The organism is Micromonospora lupini, from assembly GCF_026342015.1.
Classification (GTDB): Bacteria; Actinomycetota; Actinomycetes; order Mycobacteriales; family Micromonosporaceae; genus Micromonospora; species Micromonospora lupini_B.
In genome coordinates this window covers 1,259,190-1,283,209 of record NZ_JAPENL010000001.1, presented here as the reverse complement: position 1 = coordinate 1,283,209, position 24,020 = coordinate 1,259,190, and the positions used below count along the sequence as shown (strand labels likewise).

The 24,020-nt window shown below is 74.5% G+C and carries 22 protein-coding genes; 14 read left to right on the top strand and 8 right to left on the bottom strand.

From position 1 onward, the window contains the following. Positions 1-4: 4 nt before the first annotated feature. Positions 5-694: a GTP cyclohydrolase II gene (locus OOJ91_RS05925; RefSeq protein WP_266243338.1), complete on the top strand. Its 690-nt coding sequence runs from the start codon at positions 5-7 to the stop codon at positions 692-694. Beyond that, a complete protein-coding gene (locus tag OOJ91_RS05920) occupies positions 691-1,398 on the top strand; it encodes a RibD family protein (RefSeq protein WP_266243336.1) in 708 nt (235 codons plus the stop codon). The genes OOJ91_RS05925 and OOJ91_RS05920 overlap by 4 nt, the downstream gene beginning before the upstream one ends. On the opposite strand, the gene OOJ91_RS05915 is transcribed toward OOJ91_RS05920, so the two are convergent. Together OOJ91_RS05915 and OOJ91_RS05910 are read right to left on the bottom strand one after the other, a co-directional pair. After that, complete coding sequence (locus OOJ91_RS05915; protein WP_266243333.1) at positions 1,365-1,919, bottom strand: hypothetical protein; 555 nt, start codon at positions 1,917-1,919, stop codon at positions 1,365-1,367. The genes OOJ91_RS05920 and OOJ91_RS05915 overlap by 34 nt on opposite strands. Beyond that, a complete protein-coding gene (locus OOJ91_RS05910) occupies positions 1,912-3,279 on the bottom strand; it encodes a molybdopterin-dependent oxidoreductase (RefSeq protein ID WP_266243331.1) in 1,368 nt (455 codons plus the stop codon). The genes OOJ91_RS05915 and OOJ91_RS05910 overlap by 8 nt, the downstream gene beginning before the upstream one ends. A gap of 235 nt (positions 3,280-3,514) precedes the next feature. On the opposite strand from OOJ91_RS05910, the gene OOJ91_RS05905 reads away from it, so the two are divergent. Further along, positions 3,515-4,579: an NAD-dependent epimerase/dehydratase family protein gene (locus OOJ91_RS05905; RefSeq protein ID WP_266243329.1), complete on the top strand. Its 1,065-nt coding sequence runs from the start codon at positions 3,515-3,517 to the stop codon at positions 4,577-4,579. 154 nt (positions 4,580-4,733) lie between these two features. Here OOJ91_RS05905 and OOJ91_RS05900 read toward each other — a convergent pair whose 3' ends face one another. Beyond that, a complete protein-coding gene (locus OOJ91_RS05900; protein WP_266243327.1) occupies positions 4,734-6,296 on the bottom strand; it encodes a hypothetical protein in 1,563 nt (520 codons plus the stop codon). Between the two features lie 145 nt (positions 6,297-6,441). Here OOJ91_RS05900 and OOJ91_RS05895 point away from each other — a divergent pair, with 145 nt between their 5' ends. The 3 genes from OOJ91_RS05895 to OOJ91_RS05885 are packed head-to-tail and all read left to right on the top strand — an operon-like array spanning position 6,442 to position 8,539. Then, positions 6,442-7,116 (top strand): glycosyltransferase family 2 protein, encoded by a 675-nt coding sequence (locus OOJ91_RS05895; protein WP_266243324.1) that lies wholly within the window; start codon positions 6,442-6,444, stop codon positions 7,114-7,116. Next, positions 7,113-7,793 carry a TIGR04282 family arsenosugar biosynthesis glycosyltransferase gene (locus OOJ91_RS05890; RefSeq protein ID WP_266243322.1) on the top strand — a complete coding sequence of 227 codons (681 nt, stop codon included), beginning with the start codon at positions 7,113-7,115 and terminating at the stop codon, positions 7,791-7,793. The genes OOJ91_RS05895 and OOJ91_RS05890 overlap by 4 nt, the downstream gene beginning before the upstream one ends. Before the next feature lie 59 nt (positions 7,794-7,852). After that, positions 7,853-8,539 carry a class I SAM-dependent methyltransferase gene (locus OOJ91_RS05885; protein WP_439117048.1) on the top strand — a complete coding sequence of 229 codons (687 nt, stop codon included), beginning with the start codon at positions 7,853-7,855 and terminating at the stop codon, positions 8,537-8,539. A gap of 21 nt (positions 8,540-8,560) precedes the next feature. Here OOJ91_RS05885 and OOJ91_RS05880 read toward each other — a convergent pair whose 3' ends face one another. From OOJ91_RS05880 to OOJ91_RS05870, 3 genes are all read right to left on the bottom strand, one after another. Then, complete coding sequence (locus OOJ91_RS05880) at positions 8,561-9,574, bottom strand: sensor histidine kinase (RefSeq protein ID WP_266243320.1); 1,014 nt, start codon at positions 9,572-9,574, stop codon at positions 8,561-8,563. Beyond that, a complete protein-coding gene (locus OOJ91_RS05875) occupies positions 9,567-10,259 on the bottom strand; it encodes a response regulator transcription factor (RefSeq protein ID WP_266243318.1) in 693 nt (230 codons plus the stop codon). Before OOJ91_RS05875 ends, OOJ91_RS05880 begins: the two co-directional genes overlap by 8 nt. 162 nt (positions 10,260-10,421) lie before the next feature. After that, positions 10,422-11,132, bottom strand: a complete 711-nt coding sequence (locus tag OOJ91_RS05870; RefSeq protein ID WP_266243316.1) for a right-handed parallel beta-helix repeat-containing protein — start codon at positions 11,130-11,132, stop codon at positions 10,422-10,424. 229 nt (positions 11,133-11,361) lie between these two features. Between OOJ91_RS05870 and OOJ91_RS05865 the strand changes: the two genes are divergently transcribed. Further along, positions 11,362-12,252, top strand: coding sequence for an Hsp70 family protein (locus OOJ91_RS05865; RefSeq protein ID WP_266243314.1), 891 nt, complete (start codon positions 11,362-11,364; stop codon positions 12,250-12,252). Further along, on the top strand, positions 12,249-14,207 hold the full coding sequence (locus OOJ91_RS05860) for an outer membrane protein assembly factor BamB family protein (protein ID WP_266243312.1): 1,959 nt from the start codon (positions 12,249-12,251) through the stop codon (positions 14,205-14,207). Before OOJ91_RS05865 ends, OOJ91_RS05860 begins: the two co-directional genes overlap by 4 nt. A gap of 88 nt (positions 14,208-14,295) precedes the next feature. Here the strand turns inward: OOJ91_RS05860 and OOJ91_RS05855 are convergent, their stop codons facing one another. Next, on the bottom strand, positions 14,296-14,727 hold the full coding sequence (locus OOJ91_RS05855) for a Rieske (2Fe-2S) protein (protein WP_266243311.1): 432 nt from the start codon (positions 14,725-14,727) through the stop codon (positions 14,296-14,298). A 186-nt stretch (positions 14,728-14,913) separates the two neighbouring features. Between OOJ91_RS05855 and OOJ91_RS05850 the strand changes: the two genes are divergently transcribed. Further along, positions 14,914-15,486 (top strand): nucleosidase, encoded by a 573-nt coding sequence (locus tag OOJ91_RS05850; RefSeq protein ID WP_266243310.1) that lies wholly within the window; start codon positions 14,914-14,916, stop codon positions 15,484-15,486. 10 nt (positions 15,487-15,496) lie between these two features. On the opposite strand, the gene OOJ91_RS05845 is transcribed toward OOJ91_RS05850, so the two are convergent. Further along, positions 15,497-16,684: a low temperature requirement protein A gene (locus OOJ91_RS05845; protein ID WP_266243309.1), complete on the bottom strand. Its 1,188-nt coding sequence runs from the start codon at positions 16,682-16,684 to the stop codon at positions 15,497-15,499. A gap of 172 nt (positions 16,685-16,856) precedes the next feature. Between OOJ91_RS05845 and OOJ91_RS05840 the strand changes: the two genes are divergently transcribed. From OOJ91_RS05840 to OOJ91_RS05820, 5 genes are all read left to right on the top strand, one after another. Continuing rightward, positions 16,857-17,708, top strand: coding sequence for a S1 family peptidase (locus OOJ91_RS05840; RefSeq protein WP_266243307.1), 852 nt, complete (start codon positions 16,857-16,859; stop codon positions 17,706-17,708). A 93-nt stretch (positions 17,709-17,801) separates the two neighbouring features. After that, complete coding sequence (locus OOJ91_RS05835) at positions 17,802-18,818, top strand: sugar kinase (protein WP_266243306.1); 1,017 nt, start codon at positions 17,802-17,804, stop codon at positions 18,816-18,818. 3 nt (positions 18,819-18,821) lie between these two features. Continuing rightward, a complete protein-coding gene (locus OOJ91_RS05830) occupies positions 18,822-19,559 on the top strand; it encodes an IclR family transcriptional regulator (RefSeq protein ID WP_266243305.1) in 738 nt (245 codons plus the stop codon). Continuing rightward, positions 19,556-20,164: a bifunctional 4-hydroxy-2-oxoglutarate aldolase/2-dehydro-3-deoxy-phosphogluconate aldolase gene (locus OOJ91_RS05825; RefSeq protein WP_266243304.1), complete on the top strand. Its 609-nt coding sequence runs from the start codon at positions 19,556-19,558 to the stop codon at positions 20,162-20,164. Before OOJ91_RS05830 ends, OOJ91_RS05825 begins: the two co-directional genes overlap by 4 nt. Before the next feature lie 114 nt (positions 20,165-20,278). After that, positions 20,279-23,986: a S8 family serine peptidase gene (locus OOJ91_RS05820; protein WP_266243302.1), complete on the top strand. Its 3,708-nt coding sequence runs from the start codon at positions 20,279-20,281 to the stop codon at positions 23,984-23,986. Positions 23,987-24,020: the final 34 nt, after the last annotated feature.

Here is a 24,020-nt window from a genome sequence, read left to right as displayed (position 1 = left end):
TTCCATGCCCGAAGCACTGCCGGTCGCCACGGTCCGTACGCAGGTCACGGTTCCGCTGGCGTTTCCCGACGGCTACACCACCACCGTCCGGGTGTTCACGTTCAAGGGCCTGGTGGACGGCCGGGAACACCTCGCTCTCGGCCTGGGTGACTGGGCCGGCGCGCTGGACCGGCTCGCCGCCGGCGGCGAGCCGCCGCTGGTCCGCCCGCACAGCGAGTGCCTCACCGGCGACGTGTTCGGCAGCCAGCGCTGCGACTGCGGGCCGCAACTGCGCGAGGCGGTGCAGCGGATCACCGAGACCGGCGGTTTCCTGCTCTACCTTCGCCAGGAGGGCCGGGGCATCGGCCTGTACGCCAAGCTCGACGCGTACGCCCTGCAGGACGCCGGGCTGGACACCTACCAGGCAAACGTGGCGCTGGGTCGGGGCGAGGACGAACGCGACTACGGCGCCGCCGCGCAGATGCTGACCACCCTCGGCGTGCCGCGCGTCCGCCTGCTCAGCAGCAACCCGGACAAGGCCGAGCAGTTGACCCGGCTGGGCGTGGACGTCGTCGAACGCGTACCCACAAGCATCTTCCTCTCCCCGGCCAACGCCGAGTACCTCGCCGCGAAGGCCGCCAAGGCGGCGCAGACCGAGGCGGCGGAGCCGGAGTCGGAGTCGGGTCGTACCCCCGACCGGCCCGTCTCCCGGTGAGCTGCCGGCCGGCGTCGGCGCGGCCGTACGTGCTGCTGAGCTGCGCCACAAGTATCGACGGGTACATCGACGACGCCTCCGAGCAGCGGCTGATGCTGTCCAACGAGGACGACCTCGACCGTGTCGACGCGGTCCGGGCCAGCTGCGACGCGATCCTGGTCGGCGCCGCCACGGTCCGCCGCGACGATCCGCGACTGCTGGTGCGGTCCGCGTCGCGCCGGGCCGAGCGGACGGCACACGGCCGGCCCGCGTCGCCCACCAAGGTGACCCTGACGGCCCGGGGGGACCTCGACCCGACCGCCCGATTCTTCACCGCGGGTGACTCGGCAAGGCTTGTCTACTGCGCGAGCGGGGCGCTGGACAAGGCCCGGGAGCGGGTCGGTCGGGTGGCCACCGTGGTGGACGGGGGGGAACCCGTCGACCTCGATCGGGTCCTCGCCGACCTGTCGGCGCGGGGTGTGCGTCGGCTGATGGTGGAGGGAGGCGGGACGGTGCACGCCCAGTTCCTCACCGCCGGCCTCGCCGACGAGCTGCACCTGGTGGTCGCCCCGTTCTTCGTCGGCGACCGCCGGGCGCCGCGCTTCGTCGGCGAGGGGAGCTTCCCCTGGCGCCCGGGACGCCCCGCCCGGCTGGCCGAGACCCGCCAGATCGGCGACGTGGTGCTGCTCCGCTACGCGCTCTCCGACCGCTGCCGCGACGGCTGACGACGACGCAGCAGGTACGCGAGCCCGCTGAGCAGGAAGAGCCCCGCGCTGAGCAGAAGCCAGCGCACCAGGTACGGCCGCTGGGTCAGGCCGGTGGCCGCCTCGTGGGTCGTCTCGCCCCAGCGCAGGATGCCGGGGGAGTAGACCAGGAACAGCAGCGCCGTGCCGAGCGCCGGCACACGCAGGTGGTTGAGCAGCGTGACACGAGCGCGGACCACCGCGCGCAGCGCCCGGTCGGCGCTGGCGTACACCGGGAACAGCACCAGGTCGTGGGCGACGACCGCGCCGACGAACCAGAGCAGCATCCGGCCGAACGTCGCCTCCTGCGCCAGCCGCAGCGCCACCCAGCCGGCGAGCACGATGACCGCCGTCACCAGGAGCAGATGCCACGGCGCCGCGCCGTAGTCGGCCCGCAGCCGCCCGGCCCGTCCCGCCGTCGGCCTGTCCCGTCCCGTCGTCGGCTCGTCCGGTCCCGTCGTCGGCTCGTCCCGTCCCGCCACCGGCTCGTCCCGCTCAACCATCGGCCCGCACCCGGAAGTCGATCTCGGCGACCCACTTCGTGCAGTGCACCCCGGGCAGGGCCGGCACGATGACCCGAGCCGGGTAGCCGTGGTCGGGGGCGAGGTCGACGCCGTTGACCCGCAGGGCGAGCAGCGAATCCGGATCGAGGACCTGGTTGGCGGCGAGCACCGCGGTGCGGAACAGGCCGCCCTGCTCCAGCGACGACACCCGCGCCGAGGCCGGGTCCGCGACTCCGGCGAGCCCGGCCAGGTCCCGAAGACGGACTCCGGTCCAGGTCTGCCGGGTCGACCAACCCTCCACGCAGGAGATGGGCAGCGCGGCGGTGTGCTGCGCCATGGCCAGCAGGGCCTGTCGGTCCAGGGTCACGGTCCGGCCGCCGCCGCGCAGGGTCAGCCGCCAGCTCGCGTCGGTCTGTTCGGGGCGGATACCGGCGGCCGCGACTGTGCGGTTGACCGGAAAGCCGTTCGGCCCGGTGCCGGGCTGTCGCCCCCGGGGCAGCAGCAGCGCGGTGCGCCGCAGCGGGCCCTCCAGGCTCTGCCCGACGGTGAGGACGGCCAGCAGCAGCGCCCCGCCGCCGACCAGGCCGACCGCGCCGCGCCTGCTGACCGTGGCCGGACCGGGCTCGACGGCGACCAGGCCGTCCGGGTCCGGCGGCTCGGGTCGCGTCGCGTCGCGCGGGGTCCGCAGCTCCGCGCCCAGGGGGCGGGACCGTAGCGCGGTCACCAACCGGGGAAACTTGATGATCACGTGCGCCACGAAGGCGCCCGTGAAGATCCAGGCCCCGAAGTAGTGGGCGGTGTAGAAGTCGAAACCGAACACGTACGAGTACTGGATGTTGAGCAGGCCGGTGGCGATCTGGAACAGGATCCCGCCGACCAGCAGCAGCAGGGTGAGCCGTTCCAGCACCTGGGCGAGGGAGCGGGCCGGCGGCCAGTCGAACAGCTTCGGCAGCACCGACCACAGCTTGCCCAGCACCACCGGGACGAGCACGATGCCGAGCGTCACGTGCAGCCCCTGGGTGACCCGGAACAGCCACGACGGCCGAGTCGGCCAGTCGAAGGCGGGCAGCCGCAGCCAGCCCACGTTCGTCGGAAACGCCTGGTCGAACTGCGGGCCGTAGGCGGCGTAGTCGAGCAGCCCGGTAATGATCACCAGGGGCAGGGCCACCAGCAGCACGGACCCGTACACGGCGGTGAGCCAGGGGCCGCGCAACGGGCTGCGCCAACTCCGTTCGACGGCGTCCACACCCGGTGGACGATGCTGCGCCAGCCCGCGCCAGAGCCGGCGCGGCGCCCCGTAGCCGTCCGCCTCCGGCGCCCTCGTCCCGCTGCCGTTCGGGCCGGGTCTGCTTACCGGCACCCGCTGCTCCTTCCTCGCCGTCCCGCGCCGTACGTCCACACCGGTTGGCCCGACCGGGCGCGTGGACCGGCGGCGGGCACTGCCGGCAGGTTAGACCGCAGGGGTACGGCGGGACCGGGTTTACCGCATTACCGAACGCTTACCGGGCCGCCGGCACGCGTCGAGCTGTTGCGAACTCCTTACGGGTCCGCCGAACCGGCCCGCCGGGCGCCCGGTCCGCCCTACCGTGACCGGCATGCGCGTACTGGTCACCGGCGCGGCCGGGTTCATCGGGTCGCAGGTCGTCGACCTGCTCGTCGAGCAGGGCCACGAGGTGGTGGCGCTGGACGCGCTGCTGCCCCAGGCACACGGAGGCGAACTGCCCGCCTGGTCCCGCCGACACCACGTGGTCCGTGGCGACGTCCGCGACGGCCCCCTGCTGAACCGGCTGCTGACAGGTGTGGACGTGGTCTGTCACCAGGCGGCGATGGTCGGCCACGGCCTCGACCCGTCGGACGCCCCCGACTACGTCACGCACAACGACTACGGCACGGCGGTGCTGCTAGCGGCGCTGCACCGGGCGGGAATCGGGCGGTTGGTGCTGGCCAGCTCGATGGTGGTCTACGGCGAGGGGCGCTACGCCTGCCCCGAGCACGCCACTGTGCGTCCCGCGCCCCGCCGGTCCGAGGACGTGACGGCCGGCCGGTACGACCCGACCTGCCCCCACTGCGGCCGCGGACTCGACCCGGTGCTCGTGCCGGAGGACGCGCCGCTGGAACCCCGCAGCACGTACGCCGCGAGCAAGCTCGCCCAGGAACACCTGGCCGCCGCGTGGGCTCGGCAGACCGGCGGCGCGGTGTGGGCGCTGCGGTACCACAACGTCTACGGCCCCCGGATGCCCCGCGACACCCCGTACGCCGGAGTGGCGTCGATCTTCCGGTCGGCGCTGGCGGCCGGCGTGGCGCCCCGCGTGTTGGAGGACGGCCGGCAGCGGCGGGACTTCGTGCACGTCACCGACGTGGCGCGGGCCAACCTGCTGGCCCTCACCAGCAGCGCGCCGCCGGCCACGCTGGTGCCGGTGAACGTCTGCTCGGGCGAGCCGCACACGGTCGGAGAGTTGGCGGTCACCCTGGCCGAGGCGATGGGCGGGCCGGCCCCGCAGGTGGTGGGTGGGGCCCGCGCCGCCGACGTGCGGCACGTGGTCGCCGACCCCCGCCGCGCTGTGGAGCTGCTCGGCTACACGGCCCGGGTCGGCTTCGCCGAGGGCGTGGCCGGCTTCGCCACCGACCCGCTACGCGAACCAGCAGCCGTCGCGGGCTGACCCGTCGACGCGCCCGCGGTGCCCGGTCGCGGTGGTCATGCGGTGATCACGCGATGGTCGAGGCCGCGCCGAGGCGGTATGTGCAGTGTGGTTGGGTCGCGGGCGACGAGGCGACGAGGCGACGAGGCGACGAAGCGACGAGGCGACCGGGTGACTAGGAGACCGTCCAGACGAGGTGGTTGACGGCCAGCGCGGTGAGCGCCTGTCCGGCCAGCCACCAGCGTCGCGAACCCTCCGGTAGGCGGGCGGTGGCCACCAGCAGCCAGACGACGAACGGCAGCCAGATCCGCTCCACCTCCGCCTTGCTCAGCCCGGACAGGTCCGCGCCGAGGACAGCGACGAGGGCGGCAAGCGGTAGCAGCACGGTGGGCCCGGCTGCGCGTACCGCTGCTGCCGCAGGCGTGGCCAGCCGGCCGACTGCCCGCCACCCGCGCGCGGCCGCGCCCGGCCCGAAGCGCGGTCCGCCCGGCACGGGTGCGCCCGGCCCGAAGCCCGGCCCGAAGCCCGGCCCGAAGCCCGGCCCGAAGCCCGGCCCGAAGCCCGGCCCGCCGGGCGGGGTGGGGGCGCGGGTCGGCAGCGCCGCGCGCAGCCCCGGCCACGGCGACCGGGCGGCCGACAGCACGCGGCGCAGCGCCGGCCCGAGCACGGGCCCGGCGCTGAGCAGCAGCGCGGCCAGGTTGGCCCACACCCAGTAGGCGAACGGGCGGTCGGCGGCCCAGCCCTGGTAGTACCGCTCGACCACCAGGTGGTAGCCGACCCACCAGTGGAAGCCCGCCGCGCTGAAGGCCACCGCCACGGCCGCGACCCCGACGGCGGCGGCGAGCAGCGCGCCCCGGCGGTGCGTACGGCGCAGCGCCAGCACGGCCAGCGCGAGCACACCTACCAGGAGGAACCCGTACGACAGGTACAGCGCGAACCCGAGCACGGCTCCGCCGGCCAGAGCGGCGACGCGGCCACGGACCGCCAGCAGCGCCAGGCCAGCCGCGACCACGGCGGCGAAGATGCCGTCGGCCGAGGCGCCCACCCAGACCGCTCCCGGCAGCAGCACCAGGAACGGGAGCACCGCGCGGGCCGCCTCGGGAGCGCCGAGGGCCCGCAGGGTCACCGGCACCGACACCGCGACCGTGGCCCCGACCAGCACGCAGGCCAACCCGGCGGCGGCGCCTCCACCGAGGCCGATGCGGTCCAGCCAGACGAAGATGAGCAGCGCGCCCGGCGGGTGGCCGGCGGTGTGGGTGGACCACGAGTCGGGCTGGAAGTCGACGATCCGGGCGGCGAATCCGGCAAGCATCGCGGGGATGTCCGTCACCCGGGGAACCTCGTGCAGGTACTCGGCCTGCGGGGTGAGCCGCCGGGTCAGCCCCGCCGTCCAGCCGTCCACCAGGGCGAGCGACAACGTCCAGGCCACGGCCGTCAGCCACGCGACGGTCAGCAGGACGCCCCACCGGGCGGTACGGGCCCACCGCGCTCCCCAGCCCACCACCGCGACCGCGACCGCAAGCGCGGCCGGGCTACCCCAGCCGACGTGCGGCCGCCACGTCGCGTACAGCGGCGCCGCGTCGGCGTGCAGCCCGGCGCCGCGCGCGTTGAGCAGTGCCCCCACCAGGACGGCGATGGCGAGCAGCGCCACCTCCACGCCCACCACCAGGAGGTCCCTGGCGTGGCGGCGGGGCGGGGTCCGTCCGGGGGCGGCGGCGAGAGTGGTGGTCGAGGCCATGACCACCGGACGGTACGGCGACAGCTCGACCTCGCGCTCCCGAATCGGCGGCCCGTCACCGGACGGTAAGAAATGCCCAGGTGGTAAGGGTTCGGTAAGCACATTTCGGCCTCCGTCGCCGAGGCGCCGTCCTAGCGTCGGCGGTATGCCGACTGAGATCGACGTGGTGCTGCCCTGCCTGGACGAAGCGGCCGCCCTGCCGGGCGTGCTCACCGCGCTGCCGCCCGGCTACCGGGCCATCGTGGTGGACAACGGCTCCCGGGACGGCTCACCCGAGGTGGCCGCCCGGCACGGTGCCCGGGTGGTGCACGAGCCCCGGCGCGGCTACGGCGCGGCCGTGCACGCCGGCCTGGAGGCCGCCAACGGAGACGTGGTGTGCGTCCTCGACGCCGACGGGTCGTTCGACCCCACCGAGCTGCCGGCCCTGGTCGCGCCGGTGCTGGCGGGCACTGCCGACCTCAGCGTGGGCCGTCGACGACCGGTCGGGGCCGGGGTGTGGCCCTGGCACGCCCGCGTCGGTACGGCGCTTGTCGCCGCCCTGCTGCGCCGTCGGGGCGTACCGCTGCGGGACCTCAGCCCGATCCGGGTGGCCCGCCGCGAGGCGCTGCTCGACCTCGGAGTCACCGACCGGGCCTTCGGCTACCCCCTCGAACTGCTGATCCGGGCCGCCGCCGCCGGTTGGCGGATCCACGAGTTGGACGTCACCTACGCGCCCCGGGCCGCCGGCACCCGGTCCAAGGTGTCCGGTTCGGTGCGCGGCACCCTGCGCGCGACCCGGGACTTCGCCGGCGTGCTGCGTACCATGGACGGCCCCCGGTGACCGTTCTGCTGGTGGTCGCCAAGGCGCCGGTCGCGGGGGCGGTGAAGACGCGGCTCTGCCCACCGGCCACGCCGGCGCAGGCTGCCCGCATCGCCGCCGCCGCGCTGCGCGACACCCTCGACGCCGTCCGCGCCACGCCCGGCGTCACACCGGTGCTGGCCTGGTCGGGTCGGCTGACCGAGGCGGAGGACTCCGCCGCGCTGACCGCCGCGCTTGCCGGCTGGTCGGTGCTCGACCAGCGTGGCGTCGGCCTGGGCGATCGGCTCGCCAACGCGTACGCCGAGGTCGCGGCGGCGTACCCGGGGCAGCCGGTGCTGCAGATCGGGATGGACACCCCGCAGGTCACGCCTACCGGGCTGGCCGCGGCGGTGCTGCGGCTGCGCGCCGCCGACGCGGTGCTCGGCCGGGCGCGTGACGGCGGCTGGTGGTCGCTCGGGCTGCGCGACCCCCGGCACGCCCGGGTGCTGCGCGACGTGCCGATGTCGACGCCCGACACCGGCCGTGACACGTGGGCGGCCCTGACCGGGTGCGGCCTGCGTACCGCGCCGCTGCCGGTGCTGCGCGACGTCGACGAGTGGTCCGACGCCCTCGCGGTGGCCGTCGAGGTGCCTGAGGGCCGGTTCGCCCGGCAGGTCGCGGCGGTCCGCCTCGCCCTGTTACCGGGAGGCCTGCGGTGAACCCCGTCGACACCGCACCGCTCGACACCGCACCGCTCAAGGCCGCGCAGGTTGAGGCTGTGGCGGTGAGGGCGTCGTCCGGGCCGCTCACGGCGTCGGCGGGAACGGACCCGTTCGCCGCCGCGCTCGCCGACCGTGCGGCCCGGGGCCGGTGGCTGGTGCACGGCGACGGTGTCCGCAGCCGGCTGCCTGTGGACCGTTGGCACGGACCGGCCGAGCCGGCGGTCGCCGGGCTGGTCGAGCGGTGCGCCGGGCCGACACTCGACCTGGGATGCGGGCCGGGCCGGCTCACCGTGGCGCTGGCCCGGGCCGGACGGACGGCGGTCGGCGTGGACGTCTCCGCGACGGCGGTGCGGCTGACGCGGGCTCGGGGCGCGGTGGCGGTACACCGTGACCTGTTCGAACCGCTGCCCGGCGAGGGTCGGTGGGCGCACGCCGTGCTCATCGACGGCAACATCGGCATCGGTGGCGAGCCGGTCGCGCTGCTGCGCCGCTGCCGGGACCTGCTCGCCCCCGGCGGCACGGTGCTGGTGGAGCTGGAGCCGCCCGGCGCGGGGCTGTGGCAGGGCCAGGCCCGGGTGGCCGCCGAGCAGCGGCCCGGCCGTCTGCTGCTCGGTCCGGCGTTCCGCTGGGCCCGGCTGGACGCGCGCGCCGTGCACCCGGTCGCCGACGCCGCCGGGCTGGCGGTGCGGGACGTGTTCCGACGAGGGCGACGCTGGTTCGGCGAGCTGACAGCGAGCCGCTGACGCCTCGGGCGCCCCCGGGTGTCAGGCTGTCGGGAGGCGGACCACGAACCGGCAGCCCCCGACGACGTTCTGCACGTCCACCCGGCCGCCGTGCGCCTCGATCAGCCCGCGCACGATCGCCAGCCCCAGCCCGCCGGAGCCCTCGCCGCCGGAGCGCGGCGTACGGGCCGGCTCACCACGGAACGCCACGTCGAACAGTCGGGGCAAGTCGTCTTCGGGAATACCGCCGCAGGTGTCGGCGATCGCCAGCCAGGCAGCGTCGCTCTCCCATCCGGCGTCCACCCGCACCGTGCCGTCGCTCGGCGTGTAGTGCACCGCGTTGAGCAGCAGATTGCCCACCACCCGGGCCAGCTCGGGCTCGCTGGCCAGCACCGTGGGCCAGCCCGACTCGGCGGCCACCAGGCGGATGCGGCGGGCCCTGGCCAGCGGCGCGGTGCCGGCCAACGCGTCGGAGACCACCTCGCCGAGCGGCACCGCAGACAGTGTCAGGCGCAGCGCCCCGGCGTTGATCCGGGACAGCTCGAACAGGTCGTCGACGAGCCGGGTCATCCGGTCGGTCTGCAGGCGGATCCGCCTGTGGTACTCGGCGACCGTCGCCGGGTCGTCGACCACCCGGTCCTCAAGCGCCTCGGCCATCGCCCGCAGGCCGGCCAGCGGCGTCCGCAGGTCGTGCGACACCCACGCCACCAGGTCCCGGCGACCCTTCTCGAGCCGCCGTTCCCGCTCCCGGGCCTGGGCCGCCCAGACCGCGGCCGCGGCCAGTCGACGCCCGAAGTACCAGCCGACGCCGAGGCTCACGACCGCCGCCGCGGCGACGGTGAGCAGGACTACCTGGAGGTCGTGCGGAGACAGGAACATCGCCCGGGCGACCACCACCACCCCGGCCACCACGGCGGCCACGGTGACGGTGAGCAGGACGCACACGTGCACGGTGATCGACCGGTGGCGCAGCAGCCGCAGGGTCACCGCGCCAAGCAGGCCCACGCCGAGCGCGGCCGCGAGCGCCGCCGCGAAGATCAGCGCCAGGTCACGCATCGGCCGGCTCGTACCGGTAGCCGACGCCCCAGACCGTGACGATCCGTCGCGGTTCGGCCGGGTCGTCCTCGATCTTCTCCCGCAGCCGCCGCACGTGCACGGTCACCGTGGACTGGTCGCCGAAGTTCCACCCCCACACCCGCTCCAGCAGCTCGGTGCGTTTGAAGGCTCGCGTCGGGTGCCGCATCAGGTGCGCCAGCAGGTCGAACTCGCGCAACGTCAGGGCCAGCTCGCGGCCGTGCAGTCGGGCGATCCGCGGCCCGGTCGCCACCTCCAGGCCCGCGTCGGCAAGCAGTTCGGCCGCCGGCGCGGCCGGCTCACCGGCCCGACGCAGCACCGACCCGACCCGCAGCACCAGCTCGCGCGGCGAGAACGGCTTGCCCAGGTAGTCGTCGGCGCCCAGTTGCAGGCCGAGCACCCGGTCCGCCTCGTCGCCGCGCGCCGTCAGCATGATGATGGGTACGCCGTCCGGCCGCTCCCGTAGCCGCCGGCACACCTGCAACCCGTCCAGCCCGGGGAGCATCAGGTCCAGCACGACCAGGTGCGGCTGCCGGTCCTGGACGGCCTCCAGAGCGGCCAATCCGTCGCCGACGTGGCTCACCTCGTACCCGGCGTGCTCCAGGTAGCGGCAGACCACGTCGCTGACGGTCCTGTCGTCGTCGACCACGAGCACCCGCTGCGCCACCGGCCACCTCCCCGCGGCCAGCCTAGCCAGCACGGATGCGCTCGGCGATCGCGCAGATCTTGCGGTTTGCTTACCGCCGCGACGGCGGTCGTCGGCCTGCCGGCCGATCCGGCGCGGGTCGCCAGTGCCGCGCGAGCCGCGCCGGTGCCTCCTCGGGAGGGCTCAGCCCTTCGTGTTGCCGCCCTTGTTGGTGATGCTCGCCCTCGTGCAGTTGCTCCAGGTCAGGCTCTTACCGCTGCCCTTGCCGCCCCAGCGGACCAGTTTGATCGACCTGCCCGAGTAGGAGGTCCCGTACTTGTTGTTCTTGAAGACGCTTCCCCGACTGCACACCGTGTCGCCCTTTGTCGGGTCGCTCCACTCGCTGAAGACGGCGTAGGTGCCGGACTTGGCGAAGGTGTTGCCGCTGACCGTGGTGTTGTTGCTGCCGTCGCGGATCCGTACGGGGTCACCCGTGATGGAGGAGAACGTGTTGCCGGTGATGCTGCTGCCCGAGGTGTTGACGAGGTAGACCCCGTGCATGTTCCCCTTGTTGCTGAGCCGGGAGAAGACGTTCTTCTTGATCACGATGCCGGACGAGTTCTTGACGTGGACTCCGGCGAAGCCCTTGGGGCCACTGAGCCGCGTGAACGTGTTGCCGCTGATCGTGACCTTCGAGACGTTCGTGAGCAGAATCGCGTTCTGGTGCCCGGAGAACGTCCGGCCGCTGATGGTGAAGTTGCCCGGGCCGCCGTTGATGCAGAGCTGGTAGTCGCCGGTGGGGCAGGTGACCTGCCCGGGATATTTCGGGGCAGCCGCGGCCGGGCTCACCACCAGGGTGGTGGCCGTCGCGGCGAGGGTCAGTGAGACGAGCAGGCGCTTGAGCACAAGATTCATCCTCGATGTGGGAAGCGGGTGCGACCGCCGCGTGACGTGTCGTCACTTCCGCGAATCGCCGGACTCCACCGAGCCTTCGCGAGGCCGACTGTCGCGGCAACGGTGACGCCCGTTCGGGACCATCCCGAACGCAGCCGACCGCCGGCTGACCGAGTGATCAGCGGGGCGGTGCGGGCTGCGTACGATGCGGGGCTGGGTTTCCCCTCGTCGCGGCGGAGGTATCGGGCAGATGGCAGGCCAGCACGAGGGCTTCGCCCTCGGCGTCGACCTCGGTACGTCCAACACGGTCGCCGTGCTGCGGTGGCCTGACGGTCGGACCCGTCCCGTGCTGATGGACGGTCAGCCGGTCAGCCCGTCGGCCGTGTACGCCGACCCGGACGGCACCCTGCACGTCGGCACCGACGCCCGACGGTTGGCGCAGGCCGACCCGGCCCGGTTCGAGCCGAACCCGAAGCGTCGGGTGGACGAGCCGACGGTACGGCTCGGTGAGCGCTCGTACCTCCCGGCGGAGCTGCTCGCCGCGGTGCTGGCAGCGGTCGGGCGGGCCGCTGTGGACGCGGTCGGCTTCCTGCCTCCGGCCGTGCTCACCTGCCCGGCGGCCTGGGACGAGACGCGCCGGCAGGTGCTCGCCGACGCGCTACTGCGGGCCGGGTGGCCGCAGGCGGCCGAGCACACCCTCGCCGGGCCGACGCCGCCGGGCACGCGTCTGCTGCGCGAGCCGGTGGCCGCCGCCCGCTACTACACGCAGGTGCTGCACCGGCCGGTGCCGGTCGGCGACGCGATCGCGGTGTTCGACTTCGGCGGCGGGACGCTCGACGTCGCGGTGCTGCGCAACGAGGGTGCCGACCCGTGGGGTGACTCAGGCTTCCGGGTGGTCGCGGACGGCGGCCTGCCCGACCTGGGCGGCCTCGACCTGGACGCGGCGCTGGTGCAGCGGGTCGGCGAACTGCTTGGCGAGCGGCACGCCCGGCGGTGGGCGCGGCTGGTCCGGCCCTCGGATGCGGCCCAGCGCCGCGACCAGGTCCGGCTGTGGGACGAGGTACGCGGCGCGAAGGAGACGCTGTCCCGCTCCACAGTGGCCCCGGTCGCGGTGCCGGGGTCGCCGAGGCGGTGCGGTTGACGCGCGACGACGTCGAGCGGGTGGCCACGCCGCTGCTGCGTCGTGCCGTGGAGCGGGCCCGGGAGGTGATCGCCGCCGCCGGTCTCCGGCCCGACCAGCTCGCCGGGCTGTTCCTGGTCGGCGGTTCGTCGCGGATTCCGCTTGTGGCACGGATGCTGCACGCCGAGCTGGGAGTGGCGCCGACGGTGCTGGACCAGCCGGAGATGCCGGTGGCCGAGGGCGCGTTGACGGACCTTCCGCTGCGCCGAGCCCTGCCGGCGTACGCGGGACCGCAGGCCGCGCCGGCCGGCCCGGCTCCGGCCGGCCCGTCCGCGCCGCCTCCGGCCGGCCCGTCCGCGCCGGCTGCGGTGCCGTCCGCGCCGACCGCGCCAGCGCCCGCGCAGACCGCGCCGTCGACCGTGCCGACCGCGCCGGCCCCCGCGCAGACCGTGGCGTCGAACGCGCCGACCGTGCCGTCGCAACCCGGGCCGGGGTTGGGCGGGCCGGGTTGGCCGTCGCCCGGGTCGACCGTGCCGGGGCCGCCCGGCGTCGCGGGCACTCTGGTCGGCGCGGCAGGCGCAACCCCGACGCCCACTTCGCCCACCCCACCCGGCGGTACGACCTGGCGGCGAGCCCGCTGGGTGGTGCTCGGCGCGGTGCTCGCCCTGGCCGGGGTGGCCACCGCGGCGACGCTCTACCTGCTGCGGGACCGCTATCCGGACCTGGAGTTCGGGTCGCTGCGCGAGGTGTCGCGGCTGCCGGCCGGCGCCGAACGGCCCAGCGGGATGTGGACGGCGGTGCTCGACGATCGGGCCTACCTCGGGTATGCGCTGCCGGACGACCGCCTGGAGGTGGTGGCCGTCGACACCGGCACCGGTGACGAGCTGTGGCGCAGGCAGACCGACGTCGCCGCGTACGACTGGTCGCGGCTGATCGCCGTACCGGGGGCGGTCGCGGTTCTCGCCGACGCTCCGGGCGACAGCACCCCTCGGGAACTGATCCTCCTGGACGCCCGCTCCGGCGCCCAGCGCTGGCACCGGGCGATCCGTGGCGACGACGACGTCTACTTCTCCGACGACACGGCGGTTGTGGTGGACAGGTCCGCCGGCCGGCTGGTCGGCCTGAAGCTGGGCGACGGCACCGACAAGTGGAGCAGGCCCAACCCGCGCGACCAGTACGGCGGCATCCGTACCGTCGTCCGGCCGGTGGGCACCGACGAGGCGGCGGGCGGACCGGCGTTCCTCGACGGCGCCGCCCGCGACTCGTGGACGGGCAAGGGTCGGCGACTCGTGCAGCTCGGCGCGGACCGGTCGGTGCGGCTGCTCGACATGTCCTCCGGCTCGGTGCTGCGGGAGTGGGGTAACGTCGCCGACCTCGACGACCTGATGGTGGCGCACGAGGACCGGCTCTACGTGGCCCCCGCCGACGGCGGGTACCAGGTGCTGGCGTACGACCTGGGCTCCGACGCGGCCCCGGTGGTCCTCTACCGGGCCGAGAACGCGGAGTACCGGCTGAAGGCGCTGGTGGCGTGCGGGGAGCGGCGGGCCTGTCTGTTGCAGGTGCGCAACAGCGACTCCGAGCGCACCGAGGTGGTCGCGGCGACCGAGGGCAAGGCGCCGGTCTCCTGGTCGGCGCCGGGCGCGACCCGCCTGGTCCCGGTCGGCGACCAGCTGCTCGCCGAGCGGGAGTACCCGAAGGCGACTGTCACCCTCTTCGACGCCGCCGGCAAGCCGGTGCTTGTCGACCGCCCCGGCGTGGCGGCCCGACTGGACGCCGGCAACCTGCTCGTCTTCGCCGAGCCGACAAGCGCGGTGGCGGACAACCGCAGCGTGGCGGGCGTGTGGGCCGAGTCGGGTGAGGTCGACGAGCTGGGCCAGCTCGTCGACGTCCGCAGCGCGTCCTGCTCGTGGAACACCCGGATCATCGCCTGCGGCGCGGACCGCGACTTCGTCCTGTACGGGTTCACCAACGACTGACCACCCGCGATCTGGCACCTGCTGGGCGTGCGAACAGGGGTCCCAACGGCGGCCGAAATCGCCAAGATCGCGGGGGTGCGGGCACTGGTCAGGCTCGGGTGATCGTTGTGCCGTCCACCGTGATCGGGATCTCCGTCAGGCCCTTCGGGGCCGGGCCGCCCAGGCGGGCGCCATCGACGAGCGCGAAGGTGGAGTTGTGCGCCGGGCAGGTGATCACTCCGTCGCGCGGTGCGCCGACCCGTACGCCCTGGTGCGGGCAGGTCGCGTCGTACGCCCTGAAGGTGCCCTCCTCGGGTTGGACGACAAGGACGCCGTCGACCACCGTGCCGCCGCCGACCGGCACGTCGCCGGTGTGCGCCAGCACGGTGCCGGGGGCGGCGGCCGCCGGGCCCGCGGAGCTGTCGCCGCCACCGCAGGCGCTCAACAGCCCGGCCGCGCCCACCGCGCCGGCTCCGGCCAGCAACGATCGCCTGCTCAGGCACCAGCGCTTGTCGCGGAGGAACTCCTGTCCGTCGTACACCGTCGTCTCCTCTTTTGTCGGCGGACCGGGCCCCGGGCGTCGCCGCCGGTGCTCGGCGGCGTGGGCGGGTGGGGCCGATGGTCGCGGGGCCCAGCCTGCCGCACCTGGCTGGACGCGCGTTGGGACGAGCCTGGATGGCGGCTGGGTGCCCCGCGACCCGCCGACGACGGCCCTTAGGATGCTGCGGTGATTCTTCGGGGTACGGTCCGCGTCGATCGTCCGCTTGTGGTGCTCGCCGTCGGGGAGGAGGCCCGCTACCTGCCCGCTGAGCTGCCGGTGCTGCTCACCGGAATGGGCAAGGTGAACGCCGCCAGCGCGGTCGCCGCCGTGCTGGCCGTCGGGCCCCGCCCCAGCCTGCTGCTCAACCTGGGCACGGCGGGTGCGCTGCGCCCCGGCTGGACGGGCATCCACGAGGTCGCCACGGTGCTCCAGCACGACCTGGACACCGACCTGCTGCGTACGCTCACCGGCCAGACCTACGGCGCGCCGCTGGCGCTTGCCGCCGAGGGCGCGGTGCTGGCCACCGGCGACACGTTCGTGGCCGACGACGACGCCCGGGAGCGCCTGGCGCAGCGCGCCGACCTGGTCGACATGGAGGGGTACGCGGTGGCCTGGGCCGCCGCGCAGGCCGGTGTGCCGTGCCGCCTGGTCAAGCAGGTGAGCGACGAGGCGGGGGAGGGCGCGGCCCGGACGTGGCGGGAGTCGGTCGACGACTGCGCCCGCGACCTCGCGGACTGGACAGCCCGGCACCTCGCCTGAGCGTCGACTGTCATCCGGTGGGCCCACGTGGTCGAAGCCCCCGCGTGGTCTCCAGGTTGCCGTGGTGGGGGACCAGGACGTGCCCGGCCAGGGCGACGGCCACGATCGCGGTGACCAGCACCGGTGGCCAGCCGCCGGCCCAGGGCAGCACCAGCAGGGGCAGCAGTTGCGTCGCCGCTCGCCGCCACGGCACGCGGGAGGACAGCAGGTAGGCGAACAGTATCCGGCCGAGCACGAACACCAGCGGTCCGCCGATGATCAGCATCAGCCACCGCACCGGGGTCGTTCCGGTCGGTCGGTCGACGACCAGGTCGAAGGAGGCCGCCGTGACGGCCACGCCGACAAGCAGCACCAGGTGGGTGTACGGAGCGATCCGGGTGGACCGGCCGGGCACTGACGCGGCCGAGGTCTCGAGCAACTCGCCGGCTCGGAAGACGTAGATCTGCCAGAGCAGCAGCATGATGGCGAACGCGCTGAGCAGGGCGGCGACTCGGAGGTGGTCGAATGCGCTGCGACTGACCTCCAGGGTGGGCACCAGGATGATGTCGCCGAGGGCCAGGATGACGAACTGCTGGTACCGCTCGCCCAGGTGCGCAGTGGTCCGGGCGTACTGGTCGAGCGGCACCCGCCCGAGCCGCGGTGTGGGGTAGCGCGCCGCCGCGGAGATCAGGTCGATCGCGATCGCGATGATCCAGATCCACCACCGCGCGGTGTCGGCCAGCGCTCCGACGATCCAGAGGACGCCGGACACCAGGAACCAGAACAGGAATCGGGTGGCTCGCGCCATGGCCGCGTGGTGCTGCTGCCGGTACAACGTGCCGACCAGGACGATGCCGCGCACCACGTGGGTGCCGACGTAGGCGAGCGCGAAGGCCGTGGCCTGCCCAGTGGTGATCATCGGCAGCGATGCCGCCATCCCCACCGATCCGACCATCGCCACCATCAGGATGGCCTGGATGGGGCGCTGCTGCGGGTCGTAGAACTCGGTCGTGGTGGTGGTGACCGACCAGGTCCACCAGATCGCTGTCAGCATCAGCAACACCGCCGCGCTGCGCGCCCAGGACTCCTGGTCGGCGAGGAGCTTCGAGGTCTGCGCGAGCGCGGCCACGAACACCACGTCGAAGAGCAGCTCCAGCAGCGTGGCCCGGGTCGACCCGTCCAGCCGGCGTACCAGCGCCCCGGTGCCTCCGGTGGTCATGCCCGGCCTCCCGCGGTGTCTCCCGAGGATTATCGGCGGCGTCGCAGCGGGCCGTCCCCGGATCGGCGATTCCCGCCGATCGGGGAAGAGGGCGACCGGAGGTTGCCAGGACGTTCCACCGAGGGCGACGCTTGTCGACATCCATCGATCTCGATCTCCACCGGAGGTTCGGATGCGCCGCTCCCCGCTCGTCGCCCTCGTCCTGACCGCCCTCCTGCTCGTCGCGCCGGGCGCCGCGCAGGCAGCCGTCCCCGACCGGGCCGCCGCCGACCCGGCCGCCGTGCTGACCGGGGTACGCACACCGGGCACCGCCTGGGGGCTCGACCCCGCAACCGGCCGGATGACTCTCACCGTCGACGACACCGTGGCCGCCGCCGACCTGGCCGCGCTGCGGGCGGCAGCCGACCGGGCCGGCGCGCTGCTGCGCCGCGAACCCGGCACCCTGCGCACCCTGATCGCCGCCGGGCAGGGCATCTACGGCGGCGGGAGTCGCTGCTCGCTGGGCGCGAACGTGCGCAGCGGCAGCACCTACTACGTGATCACCGCCGGCCACTGCACCGCGGCCGTCAGCGCCTGGTACGCCGACAGCGCGCAGACCACGGTCCTGGGCACCCGCACCGCCACCAGCTATCCCGGCAACGACTACGGGCTGATCCGCTACACCGGCCGGATCGCCCATCCGAGCGCGGTCTACACGTATCCCGGGCTGCTCACCATCTACGGCGCCGGCACCGCGTACGTGGGTCAGGCGGTCTGTCGCAGCGGCAGCACCACAGGGGTGCGCTGCGGCACCGTGACCGGACTGAACCAGACGGTCAACTACGCCACCGGCGTGATCTACGGCCTGATCCGCACCAACATCTGCGCCGAGCCGGGGGACAGCGGCGGGCCGCTCTACGTGGCGTCCACGGGCACGATCCTCGGCATCCTCTCCGGTGGCACCGGCAACTGCACCGCCGGCGGCACTACCTACTACCAGCCGATCGGGGAGGTGCTGGCCGCGTACGGACTGACCCTGCCCTGACGCCTGTTGCGCTGAGCGCAACGGGTTGCTCGTCTGGCACAACGCGCTTAGGCTCGGCGGCGCCCGGACCCCTCCCCGAGGACGTGTGCCGCCATGTCGAGCAAGACCCGACCCGACCACGCTGCCACCCCGGCCGGCTCCCCGCCGGCCGAGGTGGTCACGGTGGGGGAGACCATGGTCGTGCTGTGCCCACCGCCTGGTGAGCCGCTGGAGCACGCCGAGCGGGTCGCCGTCTCGGTCGGCGGCGCGGAATCCAACGTGGCCGGCTACCTGGCCCGCCTCGACCACCCGACGGCCTGGGTGAGCCGGGTCGGCGACGACCCCTTCGGCCGGGCCGTCGTCCGGCACGTCGCCGACGCCGGCGTCCGCGTCGACCTGGTCGGTGTGGACCCGGCCGCCCCCACCGGCCTCTACCTCAAGGATCCGGGCCCGACGGCCACCGCCGTGCACTACTACCGGGCGGGCTCGGCCGCATCCCGGATGGACCCCGGCGCGTTGGCCGACCCACGGCTGGCCGGCGCGCGGGTGCTGCACCTGTCCGGGATCACCCCGGCGCTCTCCGCGTCCTGCCGGGCGCTTGTCGAGCACGCGGTGACCGACAGGCCGTTGCCGGGCGCGCTTGTCAGCTTCGACGTCAACCACCGGGCCCGGCTCTGGCCCGCCGAGCGGGCCGCGCCGGTGCTGCGTGACCTCGCCGACCGCAGCGACCTGGTCTTCGTCGGCCAGGACGAGGCGTACGCCCTCTGGGGTGCCGCCGACGCGGCGGCGGTACGCCGGCTGCTGCCCGGCCCGCAGACGGTTGTCGTCAAGGACGGCGCGGTGTGCGCCACCGCCCTGAGCCGCGACGCCGCGCCTGTCGTCGTTCCGGCGCCCCGCGTGTCGGTGGTGGAGCCGGTCGGCGCCGGTGACGCGTTCGCCGCCGGCTACCTGGCCGGGCTGCTGCGCGACCTCGACCCGGCGCGGCGGCTGCGCCTCGGTCACCTCGTCGCCGCGCAGGCGCTGGGCAGCGCCGGCGACAACGCCCCGCTGCCGGCGTGGTCCTGGTTCCGACGGCTGCTCGACGGACCCTGGTCACCACCCGACCTGACCACCGCACCGACGGAGGGCTGAGGGGTGTCCGAGGGCGTGGACCGGGCGATGCGCGTGCTCGAACTGCTGGCGCGCGCGCCCGCGCAGCTCGGTGGTGTGGCCGCCGACCTGGGAGTGCACAAGTCCACCGCGCTGCGGCTGTTGCAGACCCTCGAGTCGGGTGGCTTCGCCCGCCGCACCGACGGCGGCTGGACGGTGGGCCTGCGGCTTATCGACCTCGCGCAGCAGGCGCTCGACTCCCTGGACGTACGCGCGGTGGCCCGACCCCACCTGGCCGCGCTCGGCCGCGACTGCGGGCACACCATCCACCTGGCACAGCTCGTCGACGACGACCTCGTCTACGTGGACAAGATCGAGGCCCGTGGCCAGGTGCGGATGTACTCCCGGATCGGCCGCACCGCGCCGCTGCACGCCAGCGGCGTCGGCAAGGCGGTCCTCGCGTACCGCCCGGAGTTGGCCCGGCTGGTCGAGGACGGCGCGCTGCCGGCGTACACCCCGGCAACCATCCACGACCCGGCTGCGCTGCGCGCGGAGCTGGCGGCCGTCGCCGAGCAGGGCTGGGCCGCCGACGACGGTGAGTTCGAGCCGCTGATCACCTGTGTGGCCGCGCCGGTGCGCCACGCCGACGGGTCGGTCACCGCGGCGGTGTCGGTGACCGCTCCGACGGTGGTGGCCACACTCGCCGACCTGCGCCACCTACTACCCCGACTGCTGGCCACCACCCAGCAGATCTCCCGCGACCTCGGATGGAGTGGACCATGACCACAGCGGACTTCGAGCACATCTTCGGCGGCGCCCGGGTGATGGCGATCCTGCGCGGCCTGCCGGTCGCCGAGACCGTCCGCCTCGCCGAGCGCGCCTGGGACCTGGGCATCGACGTGGTGGAGGTGCCGGTGGCCACCCCCGACGCGGTGCCCGCCCTGCGCGCCGCCGTGGAGGCGGGCGCGGCGCGCGACCGGATCGTCGGCGCGGGCACCGTGCTCGACGTCGAGCAGGTCGCGGCGGCCGCCGACGCGGGCGCCGCGTTCACCGTCGCGCCCGGTCTGGACCTCGCGGTCGCCGACGCCGCCGCCGCGCGTGGCCTGCCGCACCTGCCCGGCGTGGCCACCCCCACCGAGGCGCAGCAGGCGCTGCGGCACGGCCTGACCTGGCTCAAGGCGTTCCCCGCGATCTCCCTCGGGCCGGCCTGGTTCCGGGCCATGGCCGGCCCCCTGCCGCAGCTGCGCTTCGTCGCCACGGGCGGCCTGGACGCGGGCAACGCCGCCGCCTTCCTCGACGCGGGCGTACGGGTGGCAGCCGTCGGCTCGGCCCTCTCCGACCCGACCCAGCTGGACCAGCTGGCCGAGCTGGCAACCCACAAACGCTGACCGGGTGGCGCGCTTGCGCCATGGCGTATGTGCGCCGTGGGGCGGCGGGGTACGAGGGATGGGCGTTGCCGTGATGCTGTGCTGCGTACCCCTCCTCGACACAAAGAGGTCATCGTGGCTCTGTCTTCCAGGCGCCGCCGATCCGGGCTGATCGCCCTCGGCACCGCCCTCACTCTGGCCGCCGGGTTCACCCCACCCGGCACGGGGGCCTCCGCCGCCCCGCCGGGCACCCCGGATCACCGCACCGGCCAGCCGCCGGCGGCCCCGGGCCGCGCGTCGACCGTCACCCTCATCACCGGGGACACGGTCACCGTCACCACCGCGGCCGACGGCAGCACCGTCTCGACAGTCCGTCGGCCGGACGGCAGCACGCCGACCTTCCACCGTACGGTGCTCGACGGCGACACGTACGTCTACCCGGACGCGGCGCTGCCGTACGTCACAGGCGGCCTGCTGGACCGGCAGCTGTTCAACGTCACCGACCTCATCGCCGACGGGTACGACGACGCGCACACCGACGCGCTGCCGCTGATCGTCACGCTCACCGACGCCGCGGCGCGTGCCCGCACCCGCCCCACTGTGGACGGCGCCGAGCTGGTCCGGCCGCTGGACAGCGTGCGGGGCGCCGCGCTGGCCCGCCCGCGTGGCACCGCCGACCGGTTCTGGGGCGCGCTCACCACCGGCACCGCCCGCCGCGCCGGTGACGCCCCGACACTGGCGAACGGCATCGCCAAGGTGTGGCTGGACGGCCGGGTGCACGGCGACCTCGCCGAGTCCACCGCGCAGATCGGCGCCCCGGCCGTCTGGGCCGAGGGCAACACCGCCGCCGGTGTCGACGTCGCGGTGCTCGACTCCGGCGCGGACGCCGAGCACCCGGACCTCGCCGGGCAGATCGCCGAGTCGAGCAGCTTCGTGCCCGAGGAGCCCGACATCCTCGACTACAAGGGACACGGCACGCACGTGGCCTCGACGATCGCCGGGACGGGCGCCGCGTCCGGTGGTGTCGAGCGGGGCGTCGCCCCCGGCGCCCGCCTGCACATCGGCAAGGTGCTCAACAGCGAGGGCAGCGGGCAGGACTCGTGGATCATCGCCGGCATGGAGTGGGCCGCCCGCGAGCAGAAGGCCCGGGTCGTCAGCATGAGCCTGGGTGGCGAGGCCACCGACGGCAGCGACCCGATGAGCCAGGCCGTCGACCGGCTCAGCGCCGAGACCGGCGCGCTCTTCGTGATCGCCGCCGGCAACGGCGGGCCGAACAGCATCGGCAGCCCGGGGGCGGCGAACTCCGCGCTCACCGTGGGAGCCGTCGACTCCGCCGACCACCTCGCCGACTTCTCCAGTCAGGGCCCGCGCGCCGGTGACGGTGGGCTGAAGCCCGAGATCACCGCGCCCGGTGTGGACATCCTCGCCGCCCGCTCCCACCAGGTACGCGGCTCCGGGGACTACACGCTGATGAGCGGCACGTCGATGGCGACGCCGCACGTGGCCGGCACGGCCGCGCTTGTCGCCGCCGCGCACCCCGACTGGACCGGTCAGCGCATCAAGGAGGCGCTTGTCAGCACCGTCAAGGCCACCCCGGGCTACACGCCGTACCAGGCCGGCGCCGGCCGGGTGGACGCGGTCGCCGCCGTGCACGCCACTGTCTTCGCCAGCCCGAGCGCCTACTCAGGCTTCCAGGCGTGGCCGCAGCAGCCCGGCGCGACAGTCGACCGGACCGTCACCTACACGAACGTCGGCAGCGCGCCTGTCACCCTGCGGCTGGCCCTCGACGCGCCGACCGCGCCGGCCGGCCTCTTCGCCCTGTCCGCCGGCACGGTCACCGTGCCCGCCGCCGGCACCGCGACCGTGACGCTCACCGCCGCGTACGACAAGCTGCCGGCCGAGAAGCAGGTAAGTGGCGCGATCGTCGCCACCGACGACGCCGGTACGGTTCGTGGTCGCACCCTGATCGGGGCGGCCAAGGAGGGGCAGCGGCAGAACCTGACGCTTGTCGCCAGGGACCGGGACGGCAAGCCGCTCGCCGGCAAGGTCATCCTCACCACCGACGGCCTGTTCACCGCCGTGGACCTGCCCGAGAGCGGCACCGCCACGCTGCGGCTGCCGGTGGCGAGTTGGAGCGGCTGGCTCTCCGCCGACGTGCGCGGCGCGCACGGGCCACACTCCAAGGGCATGGCCCTGCTCGGCTTCACCGACGTCGACCTGACCGCCGACCGCACCGTCACCCTTGACGCGCGGGCCGCCCGACAGGTACGCGCCGAGGTGCCGCAGGAGGCCACCGCCACCTCGCTGCGGATGGACATCCACCGGGCCACGGCGAACGGGCTCACCGAGAGCCAGGTGCTGCCCGACGACTCGTACGACAGCATGTGGACGCTGCCGACGGGCCGCGCCGTCACCGACGGCGAGTTCGAGTTCGGGGCGCGGTGGCGTCTGGAACAGCCGGCGCTGACCGTGGCGGCCGGCGGCCGGTCGTACGACCTGCTGGTCAAGAGGGCGACCCCGGCGCTGCCGGCGGGTCGTCGCCAGCTGGACGCGGTCTACGTCGCCGACGCCTCGGCGGCGGGGCTGGCCAGGCGGCCGGTCCGTGACCGGGCGGTGGTGGTCCGGCGCAGCGACACCATGGACATCGCCGCACAGGCGCAGGCCGCAGCGGCGGCCGGCGCGAAGCTGCTGCTTGTGGTCAACGACGGCGTCGGCCGGCTCCAGCCGTGGGACGAGTCGCCGTGGAGCCCGGAGAGCCCGGCCCCGGTGACCGTGGCGACGCTCGGCGCCGACGAGGGCGGCCAGCTCATCGCGGCGCTCGGGCGCGGCCCGGTGCGGCTGACAGTCGACCCGCACCCGGAGACCACCTACCTGTACGACGTGGCGCACCACTGGACCGGCGCGACGCCCGCCGACCCCACCTACCGGCCGACGAAGCGGCAACTCGCCCGGGTCGACGTGGAGTTCCGCAACTACCGGCAGGGCAAGGCGTTGGAGTTCCGCACCGACGTGTGGAAGGGCATGGCCTCGGGCAACCAGGAGACCGTTCCGGCGCAGGGCCGGCGCACCGACTGGGTGACCGCAGGCGAGCGGTGGATCGACGACGCGTACATCGCCGGCGAGACGGGCCAGCACCTGATGGAGGTGGCCACCTATCCGGCCAACCGGCCGAGCGGCGTGGAGTGGTTCGGGCCGATCCAGCGGCCCCGGATGGGCGGCGGCTACGTGCCCGTGCGCTACCTGGACACCGTCTACCTGCCCGCGCCGGGTTGGGGCGACGGAGGTGGCCACATCGGTGAGGCGTACGCGAACTACGACATGGTCAACCGGACCACCCTCTACCAGGGCGACACGGAGCTGAACTGGGGCAACGCCGAGTACCTCCAGGTCTCCGGCCTGGCCGCGCAGCGCCTGCCGTACCGGCTGGTGGTGGAGAACGACAGGGGGACCTGGACCAACCCGTACTCCCGGCACACACGCACCGAGTGGGGCTTCAGTTCGGCGGCCACCGGCACGGAGTCGTCGGCGGTGCTGCCGATGATCCAGCTGGACTACCAGGTGGCCATCGACCCCGCCGGTCGGGCGTCGCGGCGGGCGCCGATGACAGTTGTCGCCTCCCACCTGCCGGGCGTCACGGGCACGATCGGCCCGGTCACCGTGGAGGTCTCCTACGACGACGGGAAGACCTGGCAGAAGCAGCGGCTGACCCGGCACGGCGACGGCTGGCGCACCGCGCTTGACGCGCCGGCGAAGGCCGGCTTCGTGAGCCTGCGCACCACCGCGCGGGACGCGGCAGGCAACACCGTGAGCCAGAGCATCACCAGGGCGTTCGGCCTGCGGTGACCTGCTGACGGCCGGCCGCCGGTCGGGGTGCCCC